This is a genomic window from Marivita sp., from assembly GCF_051251565.1.
In the GTDB taxonomy this organism is placed as follows: Bacteria; Pseudomonadota; Alphaproteobacteria; order Rhodobacterales; family Rhodobacteraceae; genus Marivita.
This window is the reverse complement of record NZ_JBPOFB010000017.1, coordinates 23,343-37,421: the sequence shown is the minus strand read 5'-3', so window position 1 is coordinate 37,421 and position 14,079 is coordinate 23,343. Positions and strand designations below refer to the sequence as shown.

Genomic DNA, 14,079 nt, shown 5'->3' with positions numbered 1-14,079 from the left:
AAACTGATCACTGTCCTTCTATGGGTCATCCAACATCGTTACTTCGGTCATTTTCGCAGATACAAAGATGCTTGAATTGGCTGTTGAAATTCGCTTTTTTGGATTCTCGGAGCTTGAATTGCGCCATCAGCTTTGTGCAGCAATTTTAAGGGGTTGTTTGGCGCTCAATGCCATGAGCCTCGAGCGTGGCCATCAGGGTAGATTTTCCCCCTACCATGACACGTGTTTATAAGCGAATAGACACCAGTGTCATTTAGAATCAAAGATATATCCGATCTGGGCCGAAATGGGAAAGTTACGCTGCAGATAGCGGCTGATCTTTTGCTCATTTTCGTTTGCTTCGTTGCTGCAATGGCAATTCGCTTGGAAAGCATCATCTTCGTGGGCAACGGTGCGGTATGGCCTCCCTTGGGCGTATCAGCCATTGCCGCCATCGCCGCGTTCTGGCGTTTTGGAGTGTACAGGTCTCTCGTCCGATTCGTGACCCACCAAATACTGGCATCGATCGCGAAAGGTGTCCTGATCGCTGCGGCCACGTTATTTTTCGTAAGCAGTTTGACGTCTGCCGGGATACCCCGTTCCGTTCCCTTTATCTACGCGGCGCTTTTGTTTTTATCGGTTGGTAGCGTTCGGTTTTTTGCCCGCCAGTACTTTAGAAAACCCGATCAAGCGGCAAAAACGCGTGTTATAATCTATGGTGCTGGTGATGCTGGAATTGAACTGTCATCATCCCTTTTTCAAGGGCGCGACTATGCGCCTGTCGCATTCGTAGATGACGATAAAAAAATTCAAGGCCTGACGATTGGTGGCTGTTTGGTCAGCCACCCCGACAGGCTTGCTACGCTCACTAAAGCCTTGGACGTAAAGACTGTATTGTTGGCGATGCCACAACTCAATCGTGAACGCCGTCGTGATATCATTTCAGAGCTTGCCGAGCTTGGAGTTCAGGTCAAAACAGTCCCATCAATGTCGGACATTATCAGCGGCAACGCACAATTGTCCGAGCTGCGCAAAGTCAGTCCGGAAGACTTGCTTGGGCGGGATCCGGTCGCGCCAAATCCGTCCCTGATGAAAAAGAATATTTCCGGCAAAAACGTATTGGTGACGGGTGCTGGCGGATCAATCGGAGGAGAGCTTTGTCGCCAAATCCTTGAGCACGGGCCGGAGACCCTCATACTTTTTGATGTGTCAGAGCTCGGGCTTTATTCCATAGATAAAGAGCTGGTTGAAAGCACGAAAAAGATCGGTTTCCCCACTAACATTTTCACAGTCTTGGGCTCGGTCCAGAATGCGCGCCGTTTGGAAACGACTCTGAGGTCGTTTCAAGTTCAGACGGTCTACCATGCGGCGGCGTACAAGCATGTACCCTTGATTGAAGACAACATCATCGAAGGCGTCAGAAACAATGTCTTTGGCACTCTGACGCTTGCAGAGGCCGCCATAAATCTGGGGGTTGAGAGCTTTATTCTCATCTCAACAGACAAAGCTGTGCGCCCCTCAAATGTCATGGGTGCTACAAAGCGCGTCGCAGAATTGATATGCCAGGCGTTTGCAGACGACGCCACCACAACCAATTTCTCAATGGTGCGCTTTGGAAATGTTCTGGGGTCTTCCGGCTCAGTCATTCCGCACTTCAAAAGCCAAATTGCGCAAGGCGGACCGATCACAGTCACCCACCCCGACATAAATCGTTTTTTCATGACGATCCCAGAGGCCGCTCAACTGGTTATTCAAGCCGGGGCCATGGCCAAAGGCGGAGATGTGTTCGTTCTCGACATGGGCAAGCCCGTAAAAATCGCAGACCTAGCGGTGAGCATGGCCAAGCTTCATGGGCTTCTCCCCTACTTCGCGCAAGAAAGCCTTCACGAAACGTCTAATGAGGGCACCATCGCAATCTGTTTCACTGGCCTGCGCAAAGGCGAAAAGCTCTATGAAGAACTCATCGTCGGCGAGGATGCTCAGCCAACCGAACACCCCCGCATCATGACCGCATCAGAGGCAAAGCTGTCAAAGAAGCAGCTCCTTCTGGAATTGGATCATCTGCACACAGCCTGCGTTGCCTTCGATCTCGCACGCGTCGTCGAAATTTTGAAGGAATTGCCCCTCGGGTATAATCCGGAGAACGTGCAAACTCATAGCCATGCACCCAAAACCATCTCGAAAGAGCCATAGTGCGTTCTTGACGAAGAACTTGCGCCAGCATTAATGCGGTCAACCACATGCACCCATGCAAGTCCCAAAAGGCCTGTTACTAAAAACCCCAACGCGGCAAACGGTCCTGTGAAGAAGCGCAACCTGTGTTTTACACTTCCGTCGCGTCTCGTTATCCAAGGCAGGAACGAAAGACATAAGGCCAGAAAATGAGCCTCGAGGGACAGTTACTTATCATCATCGCGCTCCTGCCGTTTGTGGGCGCGCTGGTTCCGGGCGTCATGATACGCGCCGGACGGACAGCATGCGCGTGGTTTACGGCGGTGCCAACGGCTCTGGCGCTGATCATGCTGTTGATCCTTGCACCCGCAGTGTTGCGCGGCGAAGTCATTCAGGTCGAAATCGCATGGTTGCCACAGCTTGGGCTATCAGCGTCATTCTTCCTTGACGGGCTTGGACTATTGTTTGCTTGCATGATCACGGGTGTGGGTCTGTTGGTCACACTTTACGCCCGGTTCTATCTGTCGGGCGACGATCCGATGGGGCAATTCTACACGTATCTCCTACTCTTTCAGGGCGCGATGCTAGGGATTGTTCTATCCGATAATATCCTGCTTTTGCTGATTTTTTGGGAGCTGACCTCGCTGTCATCTTTCCTGCTGATCGGCTATTGGAAACACCTCCCCGAAGGTCGACAAGGCGCGCGCATGGCGCTTGCTGTTACCGGCGCAGGTGGTCTTGCGATGATTGGAGGGATGTTGATCCTGGGCAATATCGTGGGCAGCTACAACCTCACGGACATCCTGCAAGCGGGTGATCAGATCAGAGCATCAGACTGGTACATGCCTGCGCTGATCCTGATCCTGCTGGGGGCCTTCACCAAATCGGCTCAGTTCCCTTTCCATTTTTGGCTTCCGCATGCAATGGCCGCCCCGACACCCGTGTCAGCCTATCTGCATTCCGCCACGATGGTCAAAGCGGGCGTGTTCCTCATGGCGCGGATGTGGCCGGTCCTCGCGGGCACCGATGCGTGGTTCTACATCGTGGCCACAACGGGTCTGATCACCATGGTTTTGGGCGCGCTGATTGCGCTGTTCAAGGACGATCTGAAATCGCTATTGGCCTTCTCGACGGTGAGTCATTTGGGTCTTTTGACCATGCTCCTTGGCTTTGGAACGCAGGCCGCGGCGGTGGCGGCGATGTTCCATGTCATCAACCACCTGACGTTCAAAGCTGCGCTTTTCATGACAGCCGGGATCATTGACCACGAAACGCACACACGGGACATCAAACGTCTTGGCGGGTTGCGACATCTGATGCCGATCACCTTTGTCATTGGTACCGTTGCAGCACTCTCCATGGCGGGGATACCGCTGTTCAACGGGTTCCTGTCCAAGGAAATGATGCTTGAGGAAGCATCCCACACCGATTGGTTTGGCAGTCATTACGCGGTGCCGATCGCCGCCACATTGGGCGCATTGCTGTCAGTGGCTTATTCCTTCCGCTTCATCTCTCATGTCTTCTTGGGCCCGGTGCGCGACGACTACCCGTCAAAGCCGCATGATCCACCCTTTGGCATGTGGGCCGCGCCTGCCTTGCTTGTCACGCTGGTGATCCTGATCGGGACCATGCCGTTTCTGGCCGAAGGTATCGTGACAGCGGCAGCCAATGCGGTGACCGGGGCGGATCTGCATCCGCATCTGAAGATCTGGCATGGCGTAACCCCTGCCCTGTGGATGTCGGTGATCGCAGTCGGCGGCGGGTTTGCTCTGCTGATGCTGCACCCGCCACTGGACGGCGCTTGGATCAAAGCCCCCCGCCCCGAGGCCAAGGCGATCTTTGATCGTCTTGTCGCGGCGCTGGTCACGGCAACGCGCTGGATCACCGAGTTAGGCCATAACGGAGCCATCAGCCGCTATCTTGCAATCTTTACAGTGACCTCGGTCGTCATGGGGTGGATTGCCTATTCCGGCAGTGGCCTGTCCGCGCCGACGCGCGAACTGTTGCCCGTTCCCCCTGTGATCGCCGTGGGCTGGGTGATGCTGGTTGTTGCCACGCTGTCCGTGGTCACGATGCACCATCACCGGTTCCGTGCGCTTATTTTGATCGGGATCATTGGCCTGTCGATCTCGGCCGGATTTGTCTATCTTTCTGCCCCGGACCTGGCCTTGACCCAAGTCTCGGTAGAGACGGTGACGATCATGCTTCTGCTTCTGGCGCTGCATTTCCTGCCCAAAACCACCCCAAGAGAAAGCTCCACCTTGCGCAAACTGCGCGATGGTGCTGTTGCGTTGACCGCAGGGGTTGGCGTCGGATCGCTGGCTTATGCGTTCTTGATGCGCGACATTGACACCATCTCGGATTACCACATCGCCAACAGTTACGAGGGCGGCGGCGGAACGAACGTGGTCAACGTGATCCTCGTCGATTTCCGGGGCTATGATACCTATGGGGAAATCATCGTTCTGGGGATTGCAGGCCTTGTGATCTATGCGCTCATGCACGCGCTTCTTGATGGGCCGGCTGGGCGCCGCTTGAAGAACACCGATTATTCCGACGACCTATCCCGCGACCGCCATCCGATGATGATGGTTGTTGTGACCCGCGTTCTGATGCCCATTGCGGTTGTGGTTGGCATTTACATCTTCCTGCGCGGCCACAATGAACCCGGAGGCGGGTTTGTGGCAGGGCTTGTGATCGCGATCGCGCTTCTGATGCAATACATGGCCTCGGGCTTTGCCTGGACACAGGAGCGCAAGAAAATCGAATACCACACCATGATTGGCCTTGGCGTGGTGATTGCGGGGCTGACCGGCGCGGGCGCTTGGCTTGCGGGCAAACCGTTCCTGACCAGCGCATTCACCTATGTGCATCTGCCCCCGATCGAAGAATTTGAACTGGCCACAGCCATGCTTTTTGATCTGGGAGTGTTTCTCACCGTGCTTGGGGCCGTGATGCTCATGCTCTATAGCCTGTCGCGCATCGCGCGCTCTGCCGGAGGGACAGTGAACGCAGCGCCTATGGATTTCGATCCCGGATCAGAGCCTTCCCCGGCTGGAAAGGCAGAGACCTGACATGGAAATCCTTGTAGCCAGCAGTATTGGGGTTCTGACCGCAGGTGGCGTTTACCTGATCCTGCGTCTGCGCACCTTTCCCATCATTCTGGGACTTGCGCTTTTGTCCTATGCGGTAAACGTCTTTATCTTTGCCAGCGGACGGCTGGTGATTGATGCCTCGCCGATCCTGTCCAAATACGGAGAGGCGATCTATTCAGATCCTCTACCCCAAGCTTTGGTGCTGACAGCCATCGTGATCTCGTTTGGGATGACGGCTGTGCTGGTGATGATCGGTCTTGGCGCGTTTCTCGAAGCGGGCAGCGACAGGATCGACCTCGATCCCGAAGCGGATAGCACGGAGGACCGGACATAATGCACTGGATCATCCTCCCCGTGATCATCCCGGCGATGTTTGCGCCGCTTATTGGCTTTGTCATGCGCTGGGACATCACATTGGCCCGCGCGGCGTCGGTCATGGCCACGGTGCTTCTGGTCGGGGTTGCCATTGGCCTTGCAATGCTCGCAGCTGGTGGCGAAACCCATGTCTACCGCCTTGGCGACTGGCCAGCGCCTTTTGGTATCGTGCTGGTGCTGGATCAATTGTCCGCGCTGATGGTGCTGCTGACATCCATCCTTGCGCTGATCGTGCTGATCCACGCCATAGCCACCGGCTGGGACAATCGCGGCCGACACTTCCACGCGCTGTTCCAGTTTCAGCTTATGGGTATCTGCGGTGCATTCCTGACTGGCGACATCTTTAACCTATTCGTCTTTTTCGAGGTTCTCTTGATCGCCTCTTATGGGTTGATGATCCACTCCGGTGGCAAAGAACGGATGCAGGCCGGACTGCAATACGTGGTCATGAACCTCGCAGGCTCTACCTTGTTCCTGTTCGCGCTTGGGACGCTTTATGCGTCGACTGGAACATTGAACATCGCAGACTTGGCCGCAAAAATTCCCCTGATCCCGGCAGAAGAGGCCGCACTTGTTCGAGTGGCAGCGATCCTTTTGATGATCGTCTTCGCGGTCAAAGCCGCGCTCTTCCCGGTGCAGTTCTGGTTGCCCGCCACCTATGCCAATGCCCCTGCCCCCGTGGCCGCGCTGTTTGCAATCATGACCAAGGTTGGCGCTTATGCGATCTTACGGGTGCACACGACCGCCTTTAGCCCGGACCATCCGGGCACCGTCGACCTCGCAGATACGTGGCTTTTTCCCGCGGCGATCATTACGATCGCGATTGGAGCCTTCGGGGTTCTGGGCGCGCGCCGCCTGATGCCGCTTATTGCGTTTTCGGTGATCGGGTCGATGGGCACGCTACTTGTCGCAGTTGCTGCCTTTTCGCCCAACGCCACAGCAGCCGCGCTGTATTACATGGTGCATTCCACTTTTGCTGCGGCGTGCCTGTTCCTTGTTGCTGACCTTATTGTCACCCGGCGGAACACTGACAGACTGACAGCAAAGGTGCCGACCGTGCAAAACGGGCTGTTTGCTGCACTGTTTTTCGCGGCTGCCATCGCCATGGCCGGGATGCCACCGTTAAGCGGGTTCCTTGGCAAACTTCTTGTCCTTGACGCCTTGCGCGCGCCCGGAACAATGATCTGGGCATGGAGCGCGATTCTGATTGGTTCGTTGCTCACCATTGTTGGGTTTGCCCGCGCGGGCAGCACGCTGTTCTGGAAATCCACATCCATGATCCCTGAACCGAACATGACCACGTCAGAGGAAACTCCCCAAGCCAGTCCTGCAACCGCGCTCCAACTGGCCCCGACGATGCTGGCCCTGGCGACTTTAGCGGCCCTTGCGGCTTTCGCGGGACCCGTCTCGGCCTATCTGCAAGGGACGTCAGATCAGCTTTTTGACCGCGCAGGATATATCAACGCGGTGCTGTCTCCGGCTGAGGAGGTTATAGAATGATCCGCACGCTTGTACCGCACCCATTCCTAAGCCTGACATTGGTGCTTGTCTGGCTTGCGTTGGTGAACACGTTCACCTTGGGTAACCTGATCCTCGGGTCCGTGATCGGCCTGGTCGTGCCAATGATCACCGCCGCCTATTGGCCCGACCGGCCCCGCGTCAGTCGTCCACTCAAGATTGTTGAATACGGTTTCATCGTGATCTGGGACATCATCGTTGCCAATGTGCAGGTGGCCATGATCATCTTGTTCAAGCCCGAAAAAGACATCACATCGCACTGGATTCCAATTCCAATCGACCTGAAATCCGCCGAAGCTATCACCGTTCTTGCAGGCACCATCACCATGACGCCGGGCACTGTGTCGGCCATGCTGTCCGCGGATTGCACATCGATCCTTGTGCATTGCCTGCACACCGATGATCCTGACGCGGTGCGCGACGAGATCAAAACCCGGTACGAGGCTCGCCTGAAGGAGATTTTTCCATGATCGAATATGCCCTTCTTTTTGCCGCCGGATGTTATGGAGTCGCGCTGTTGCTTGACCTGTGGCGCATCGCCAGAGGCCCCGACGCCGCAGACCGCATTCTTGCGCTCGACACAATGGTCATCAACGTAATCGCGCTTTTGGTTCTCTATGGAATCTGGCGTGGTACCTCGATTTACTTTGAGGCCGCAATGCTCATCGCCATGGTCGGCTTTGTCTCAACCGTCGCCTATTGCCGCTTTATCCTGCGCGGCGACATCATCGAGTGAGACCAGAATGCACATTTTAACCGAACTCTTGATTTCGATCTTCCTGATCATGAGCGGCGTCTTTGGATTTGTTGGATCTTACGGCTTGGTCAAACTCAAAAATAGCCTGCAACGGCTGCACGCACCAACAAAAGCAACCACACTTGGGGTTGGTGGTGTGATCCTTGCGTCGCTTGTCTACTTCTACGCCGAGACTGGGCATGTGTCCGTGCACGAGCTGCTGGTGTCGCTGTTCCTGTTTCTCACGGCCCCAATCACTGCAAATTTCATCGCAAAAGCGTATCTTGCCCAAAACGTCAGAAGCGAAGATCTGCCACCAAGCGCAACCGCTTTTGGGTGGTCGGTTTACGATGAACCCCCCGAGACAATGCCAGACGCCAAAGACCTGTAACACGGGTGGGTGGAAGGTATTGTACCGGCCACGCAGCCTAAACAGGCTTCTTCTCGGCTTTGGTAATCTCGCCAGTTGTCAAAACAGGCGACGCATCCAACCCCTGAGCGTCAAGCATATCCGCCACACGCTCTAACGTAGCCACAAGCTGCGCCTGTTCCCACTCTGCGAGTCCCAGAAACGCCCGCGCATAGCGTTGTTGCAATGCATCTGGCGCGCGCTCCATCCGGGCGCGCCCGTCCACGGTCACTGTGACATTGATCTGACGCCGATCCTGAATGGAAGGCACACGCTCCACCAGTCCTTGCGCGACAAGCTTGTCGACAAGCGCCGACACCGTTGCCTGACTAACCCCCATCTGGGTGGAAAGCGCTTTGGGCGTGACGCTGTCGCGCTCGTCGACAATTTGCAGCACCCGGAGTTGCGCAGGCGTTAAGCCAACGGCATGGGCAAGGTCGCGTGCGTAAAGCTCGGTCGCCCGCAGAATGCGCCGAAGCGCAATCAGGCTGTCATCCATGCGGGAGTTCGAGTCAGCAGTCATGACGAGCAACATCGCATGAAACCCGAGCTGGCTTCAATCTACGGAAGGTGTGATTAACAGTTTGTTACCCTAACTGATTTGGATGGATTACAAGCGCATGCCATGCCGCATACGTCAACAAAATACACAATATATAGTGTCTAAATTGAATCTGAGTCGATTAATGACTTAGATGTTGAAAAATCTGACAATCTACACTACTTAGTTAGACGAACTAATTAAGGACCAAGGCCAATGCCACCGAACAGCGACATTCCTCGAACGCGCACGCCCCGTCTTCGCAAACCGAATGCGACAGACGGGGCCGCGATTTGGGAACTTGTAAAATCCTGCAAGCCCCTCGATGAAAACTCGATGTATTGTAACCTTGTTCAGGCAGATCACTTTCGGGACACTTGTGTCCTTGCCGAACTTGACGGTGACGTTGTCGGCTGGATTTCCGGGCACATGATCCCGGATCAGGATGCGCTGTTCATCTGGCAGGTCGCTGTTGGCGAAACAGCGCGCGGCATGGGGTTGGGCAAGAAAATGTTGCGGCACCTGATCGAACGCGACGCGTCCGAGGGTGCGACCCTTCTCAAGACGACGATCACCCGCGACAACGCCGCCTCATGGGGGCTGTTTCGCGGATTTGCCCGGTCTATCGGCGGCACCCTCACCGATGCACCCCATTTCAAGCGCGACACCCATTTTGAAGGGCGTCACGACACCGAACACATGGTGTCGATCACGCTACCTGCGGCTGGCGATATCAAGCGCGCAGCCTGATCGGACGCGCCTTTTCGTCCAAAATTCAAAACCAATTCCTTGAAAGGACATCTGATGCCCAAGGACATGACACATGTCGACTCCATCTTTGAACGCCGCGAAAGCGCAGCCCGCTCGTATTGCCGGGGAATGCCCGCGACCTTCACCACAGCCAGCGGATCGGAAATCACCGATGACACAGGCAAGACATATATCGACTTTCTTGCAGGCTGTTCGTCGCTGAACTACGGCCACAACGACCCCGACATGAAGGCCGCTCTGATCGAGCACATCTCAAACGACGGCATCGCGCATGGTCTGGATCTGCATACCAACACAAAGGCGGCGTTTCTTGAGTCCTTTGAGGAACATATCCTTGAGCCGCGCAATATGGACCACCGGGTCATGTTCACCGGGCCCACCGGGGCCAATGCAGTTGAGGCGGCGATGAAGATTGCCCGCAAAGTCACGGGCCGCACCAACATCATCGCTTTTACCAACGGGTTCCACGGCGTGACCTCTGGCGCGTTGTCGGCAACCGGCAACAGCTATCATCGGGGTGGCGCCGGCATGCCGCTCAATGGTGTGACGCGGATGCCGTTTGACGGGTTCTTCCCCGGAGAAACCGACACGGCGGACTTTCTTGATGCCATGCTGACAGACAAATCCGGCGGTATCGATGCGCCTGCCGCGATCCTGCTGGAAACTGTACAAGGCGAAGGCGGCCTGAACGCGGCCAGCCCCGAATGGATCAAGCGGATTGCCAAGCTGGCCAAAGACCATGGTGCGCTGCTGATCATTGACGACATTCAGGCCGGTTGCGGCCGCTGCGGGACATTTTTTTCGTTCGAAACCATGGGCGTCACGCCCGACATCGTGACACTGGCGAAATCCGTTTCCGGGTTTGGCCTGCCTATGGCGATGCTTCTGGTACGTCCTGAATTTGATGTCTTCGGTCCCGCCGAACACAACGGCACTTTCCGAGGCAACACCCACGCGTTCATCACCGCGAAAGTGGCGATCGAAAAATTCTGGGCCGATGACACGTTCCAGAAAGACCTGTCTGACAAAGCCCTGATGATCACCACCAAACTGGCCGATCTCGCCGCCATGGTTCCGGGCGCGTATCTCAAGGGGCGGGGCCTGATGCAGGGGGTCGATGTCGGCTTGGGTGATCTTGCCGGAGAGATTTGCGCCCACGCCTATGACAAGGGCCTCATCATCGAGACCTCGGGCAGTGAAGATCAGGTGATCAAGGTACTTGCCCCGTTGACCACCCCGAAAGCGACCTTGCGCAAAGGGTTCAACATCCTGCTGGACGCGGCCAATGACGTATTGTCAGCACCTAACAAAATCGCGGCGGAGTAAGCGGCATGATCGTCAGAGACTTCAACAAGATCGTCGAACAAGAAAAAGACCGCGTCGTGTCAAATGCCAACTGGACAAGTGTCCGGATGCTTTTGGCCGACGACAATATGGGCTTTTCGTTCCACATCACCTTCCTCGAAGAAGGGTCCGAACACACGTTCGAATACAAGAACCACTTTGAAAGCGTGTATTGCATGAAGGGCAAAGGGTCGATCACCGACCTTGCTACCGGCGAAACCCACGCCATCACACCCGGCGTCATGTACGCGCTCGACCAGCATGACCGCCACGTCCTGCGTGCCGAGGACGAGCTGGTCATGGCGTGCTGCTTTAACCCACCTGTGACTGGCACCGAGGTGCACCGCGAAGACGGATCTTACGCTGTGCCGGAGACCGAGGACGCCTGAAATGACACATACAGTCGAAAAGATCGGCGGGACGTCCATGTCCCGTCTCGCAGAATTGCGCGACACACTTTTCGTCGGCAACCGCGCGGCGCAAGACGTGTACAATCGCGTCTTCGTTGTCTCTGCCTTTGCCGGGATCACCAACCTATTGCTGGAACACAAGAAATCCGGCGAACCGGGTGTCTATGCGCTTTTTGCCAATGATGACAGCAACCACAAATGGCAGGACGCACTTGATCGTGTGGCCGATGCCATGAAGGCCGCACATGCTGACCTTTTGCACCATAACGGGGATGCCCAGCAGGCCGATCTGTTTGTCGATGAACGCATCCTTGGTGCACGCAATTGTTTGATCGACTTGCAACGCCTGTGTTCCTATGGGCATTTCCGACTGCCTGAACATATGGGCCATATCCGCGAATTGCTGTCCGGTCTGGGCGAAGCCCATTCTGGTTTTGTCACCACCCTGATGCTTCAGCGCAGCGGTGTTGAGGCGCGGTTTGTCGATCTTTCCGGCTGGCGCGACAATGGCGATGTCTGTCTCGAAAAGCGCATCACCGACGCGTTTGACGGCATCGACCCGTCCACCGAAATGCCCATTGTCACCGGCTATGCCCAATGCGTCGAAGGATTGATGAACGAGTTTGACCGGGGCTATTCCGAAGTCACGTTTTCACATCTGGCCGCCCTGACCGGTGCCCGCGAGGCAATCATCCACAAAGAATTCCACCTATCCTCGGCGGACCCCAAACTGGTCGGCGAAGGCGCAGTGCGCAAACTGGGGCGTACAAATTACGATGTGGCCGATCAATTGTCCAACATGGGCATGGAGGCGATCCACCCCAAAGCTGCCAAAACTCTGCGTCAGGCCGGTGTGCCCTTGCGTGTCACCAACGCCTTTGACCCCGACGATCCCGGCACGCTGATCGACGATAGACCCGCAGACAGCCCCGCAGCCGAGATCGTGACCGGGCTTGATATCGTCACGCTTGAAGTTTTCGAACAGGACATGGTGGGCGTCAAAGGCTACGATTCCGGTATTCTTGAAGTTCTCAAGCGTCACAATGTGCGGATCGTATCCAAAGTGTCGAACGCCAACACGATCACCCATTATCTGGATGCCTCGCTCAAGACGATGCGCCGGGTCGAGCGCGATATCGCCAAGATGTTTCCCGCCGCCGAAATCACAAGCCGCCGGTTGGCGATGGTGTCGGTGATCGGACGTGATCTGAACGGGCTATCTGTTCTGACACGCGGGCTTCAAGCCATTGCTGCCGCCGGATGCGAAGCGATCGGGGCAAGCCAAGGACCGCGCAATGTCGATGTGCAATTCGTTATGGACCGCGCGTCGATGGAGCCTGTCATAAAAGCGCTGCATGCAGAACTGATCGAGGCCGCGCTGGCCACACTGTCACGCGCAGCCTGAGCAGTTGAAACCTCCGATGCCCAGATCAGGGCATCGGAATATCTGTCACGAATTTCGGAACCTGATAGCCCCTCTGCACCGCCGGACGCTCTGCCAGACGCAGATACCAGTCTCTAACATTGGGAAAATCGTTCAAATCTATCTGCTGCCATTCGAACCGCGCAACCCAAGGGAAAATCGCCATGTCGGCGACGGTGTATTCACCGACAACGAAATCCTTTCCTGCCAACTGGGTGTTGAGCACAGAATAAAGACGCTGCGCCTCTTGGCCATAACGCGCCTCCGCATAATCCGACGTGCCCTTGTTGAACTTCAGGAAATGATGCGCCTGGCCCAGCATTGGGCCAAAGCCGCCCATCTGCCACATGAGCCATTCCATCATCTGCCAATATGCATTGCCTTCGGCTAGGAACCGACCATGCTTCTGCGCGAGATAAAGCAGGATCGCCCCGCTCTCCATCAGCGACAAACTCGTCTCTTGATCGACAATCGCAGGAATTTTGTTGTTGGGCGAGATCTTGAGGAACTCTGGAGCGAATTGCTCATCCTTGCCGATGTCAATGGAATGAACGCTGTACGGCACTTCCAACTCTTCCAGCAGGATCGACACCTTGCGGCCGTTCGGAGTGGTCCATGTGTATAGGTCTATCATAGCATCCTGCCTTTGGGTTTCCGGTCCGCACAGCGCTAAGAATGTTGGGGCATCTCCGACATGCGGTGCATCTGACGTGTCGGCCAAGATGACCCCATGCCCACTGCAAAGGTCAATCCCCAGATTGTCCTTGTCAAAGCAGGATCAGGACGACGACACTGCGCCGCATGACCCAGCTCAAATCAGACCATACCCCACCCCTGCCCGATTTCGATCTGGACAGCTTTACGCCCTACCGTCTGGCTGTTGCGGCCAAGCGCACCAGCGAAGAACTGTCGCGCCAATACCGCGACCGATTTGGCATCTCGATCCCGGAATGGCGCGTGCTGGTTCATCTGGTGCAGGAAGGTGAAGCAACCTCGGTCCGGGATATTGAAAGCCGCGTTCAGCTTGAGAAATACGAGGTCAGCCGCACGGCGAAACGGCTTGTCGAAAAAGGGCTCATCGCCAAGACACCGCATCTGTCTGACCGGCGTTTGGTCAAACTCGTGCTCACCGAAGAGGGTTACCACATGATGGCGCAATTGCTTCCCCGGGCCATGGCGTATCAGCAAGAGATTGAACGCCGCCTGGGTGCCGCGTTTGACGGCCTTGAAACAGGCTTGACCGAACTTCTGCGCAACACCGACTGATGCGCGCGCCGGCTGGCTGGACCTGATGGCACATACGCCC

14 protein-coding genes are annotated in these 14,079 nt (G+C 56.0%); 12 read left to right on the top strand and 2 right to left on the bottom strand.

The window, feature by feature from the left end; genetic code table 11:
- Positions 1 to 351 precede the first annotated feature (351 nt).
- The 7 genes from ACSHXH_RS16235 to ACSHXH_RS16205 all read left to right on the top strand — a co-directional run bounded on the left by ACSHXH_RS16235 (position 352) and on the right by ACSHXH_RS16205 (position 8,266).
- Entirely contained in the window at positions 352 to 2,172 is a 1,821-nt protein-coding gene (locus ACSHXH_RS16235) for a polysaccharide biosynthesis protein (protein WP_435672841.1), read from the top strand.
- A gap of 188 nt (positions 2,173 to 2,360) precedes the next feature.
- Positions 2,361 to 5,225: a monovalent cation/H+ antiporter subunit A gene (locus ACSHXH_RS16230; protein WP_435672840.1), complete on the top strand. Its 2,865-nt coding sequence runs from the start codon at positions 2,361 to 2,363 to the stop codon at positions 5,223 to 5,225.
- A 1-nt stretch (position 5,226) separates the two neighbouring features.
- Positions 5,227 to 5,580, top strand: coding sequence for a Na+/H+ antiporter subunit C (locus tag ACSHXH_RS16225; protein ID WP_435672839.1), 354 nt, complete (start codon positions 5,227 to 5,229; stop codon positions 5,578 to 5,580).
- Positions 5,577 to 7,121, top strand: a complete 1,545-nt coding sequence (locus ACSHXH_RS16220; protein ID WP_435672854.1) for a monovalent cation/H+ antiporter subunit D — start codon at positions 5,577 to 5,579, stop codon at positions 7,119 to 7,121. Before ACSHXH_RS16225 ends, ACSHXH_RS16220 begins: the two co-directional genes overlap by 4 nt.
- Positions 7,118 to 7,609 (top strand): Na+/H+ antiporter subunit E, encoded by a 492-nt coding sequence (locus ACSHXH_RS16215; RefSeq protein WP_435672838.1) that lies wholly within the window; start codon positions 7,118 to 7,120, stop codon positions 7,607 to 7,609. Before ACSHXH_RS16220 ends, ACSHXH_RS16215 begins: the two co-directional genes overlap by 4 nt.
- Positions 7,606 to 7,875 carry a K+/H+ antiporter subunit F gene (locus ACSHXH_RS16210; RefSeq protein ID WP_435672837.1) on the top strand — a complete coding sequence of 90 codons (270 nt, stop codon included), beginning with the start codon at positions 7,606 to 7,608 and terminating at the stop codon, positions 7,873 to 7,875. The genes ACSHXH_RS16215 and ACSHXH_RS16210 overlap by 4 nt, the downstream gene beginning before the upstream one ends.
- 7 nt (positions 7,876 to 7,882) lie before the next feature.
- On the top strand, positions 7,883 to 8,266 hold the full coding sequence (locus ACSHXH_RS16205; protein ID WP_435672836.1) for a Na+/H+ antiporter subunit G: 384 nt from the start codon (positions 7,883 to 7,885) through the stop codon (positions 8,264 to 8,266).
- A gap of 37 nt (positions 8,267 to 8,303) precedes the next feature.
- Here the strand turns inward: ACSHXH_RS16205 and ACSHXH_RS16200 are convergent, their stop codons facing one another.
- Positions 8,304 to 8,807 carry a MarR family winged helix-turn-helix transcriptional regulator gene (locus tag ACSHXH_RS16200; protein ID WP_435672835.1) on the bottom strand — a complete coding sequence of 168 codons (504 nt, stop codon included), beginning with the start codon at positions 8,805 to 8,807 and terminating at the stop codon, positions 8,304 to 8,306.
- A 234-nt stretch (positions 8,808 to 9,041) separates the two neighbouring features.
- Here ACSHXH_RS16200 and ectA point away from each other — a divergent pair, with 234 nt between their 5' ends.
- From ectA to ACSHXH_RS16180, 4 genes are read left to right on the top strand one after another with little or no spacing between them, the layout of a single operon-like run.
- Entirely contained in the window at positions 9,042 to 9,575 is a 534-nt protein-coding gene (gene ectA, locus ACSHXH_RS16195) for a diaminobutyrate acetyltransferase (protein WP_435672834.1), read from the top strand.
- Positions 9,576 to 9,629: 54 nt separating this feature from the next.
- Positions 9,630 to 10,922 (top strand): diaminobutyrate--2-oxoglutarate transaminase, encoded by a 1,293-nt coding sequence (ectB, locus tag ACSHXH_RS16190; RefSeq protein ID WP_435672833.1) that lies wholly within the window; start codon positions 9,630 to 9,632, stop codon positions 10,920 to 10,922.
- A gap of 5 nt (positions 10,923 to 10,927) precedes the next feature.
- Positions 10,928 to 11,329 carry an ectoine synthase gene (locus tag ACSHXH_RS16185; protein WP_435672832.1) on the top strand — a complete coding sequence of 134 codons (402 nt, stop codon included), beginning with the start codon at positions 10,928 to 10,930 and terminating at the stop codon, positions 11,327 to 11,329.
- A gap of 1 nt (position 11,330) precedes the next feature.
- Positions 11,331 to 12,755, top strand: a complete 1,425-nt coding sequence (locus ACSHXH_RS16180) for an aspartate kinase (RefSeq protein WP_435672831.1) — start codon at positions 11,331 to 11,333, stop codon at positions 12,753 to 12,755.
- A gap of 25 nt (positions 12,756 to 12,780) precedes the next feature.
- On the opposite strand, the gene ACSHXH_RS16175 is transcribed toward ACSHXH_RS16180, so the two are convergent.
- Complete coding sequence (locus tag ACSHXH_RS16175) at positions 12,781 to 13,407, bottom strand: glutathione S-transferase family protein (protein ID WP_435672830.1); 627 nt, start codon at positions 13,405 to 13,407, stop codon at positions 12,781 to 12,783.
- Between the two features lie 167 nt (positions 13,408 to 13,574).
- Here ACSHXH_RS16175 and ACSHXH_RS16170 point away from each other — a divergent pair, with 167 nt between their 5' ends.
- Positions 13,575 to 14,039, top strand: coding sequence for a MarR family winged helix-turn-helix transcriptional regulator (locus ACSHXH_RS16170; RefSeq protein ID WP_435672829.1), 465 nt, complete (start codon positions 13,575 to 13,577; stop codon positions 14,037 to 14,039).
- The last annotated feature ends 40 nt before the right edge of the window (positions 14,040 to 14,079 follow it).

Bases quoted from the DNA above. Each gene is read 5' to 3' on its own strand.
- ACSHXH_RS16210 (WP_435672837.1), top strand. From the start codon at position 7,606: ATGATCGAATATGCCCTTCTTTTTGCCGCCGGATGTTATGGAGTCGCG.
- ACSHXH_RS16215 (WP_435672838.1), top strand. From the start codon at position 7,118: ATGATCCGCACGCTTGTACCGCACCCATTCCTAAGCCTGACATTGGTG.
- ACSHXH_RS16225 (WP_435672839.1), top strand. From the start codon at position 5,227: ATGGAAATCCTTGTAGCCAGCAGTATTGGGGTTCTGACCGCAGGTGGC.
- ACSHXH_RS16175 (WP_435672830.1), bottom strand. From the start codon at position 13,407: ATGATAGACCTATACACATGGACCACTCCGAACGGCCGCAAGGTGTCG.
- ACSHXH_RS16185 (WP_435672832.1), top strand. From the start codon at position 10,928: ATGATCGTCAGAGACTTCAACAAGATCGTCGAACAAGAAAAAGACCGC.
- ACSHXH_RS16235 (WP_435672841.1), top strand. From the start codon at position 352: ATGGCAATTCGCTTGGAAAGCATCATCTTCGTGGGCAACGGTGCGGTA.
- ACSHXH_RS16180 (WP_435672831.1), top strand. From the start codon at position 11,331: ATGACACATACAGTCGAAAAGATCGGCGGGACGTCCATGTCCCGTCTC.
- ACSHXH_RS16205 (WP_435672836.1), top strand. From the start codon at position 7,883: ATGCACATTTTAACCGAACTCTTGATTTCGATCTTCCTGATCATGAGC.
- ACSHXH_RS16230 (WP_435672840.1), top strand. From the start codon at position 2,361: ATGAGCCTCGAGGGACAGTTACTTATCATCATCGCGCTCCTGCCGTTT.
- ectA (WP_435672834.1), top strand. From the start codon at position 9,042: ATGCCACCGAACAGCGACATTCCTCGAACGCGCACGCCCCGTCTTCGC.
- ACSHXH_RS16200 (WP_435672835.1), bottom strand. From the start codon at position 8,807: ATGACTGCTGACTCGAACTCCCGCATGGATGACAGCCTGATTGCGCTT.
- ectB (WP_435672833.1), top strand. From the start codon at position 9,630: ATGCCCAAGGACATGACACATGTCGACTCCATCTTTGAACGCCGCGAA.
- ACSHXH_RS16170 (WP_435672829.1), top strand. From the start codon at position 13,575: ATGACCCAGCTCAAATCAGACCATACCCCACCCCTGCCCGATTTCGAT.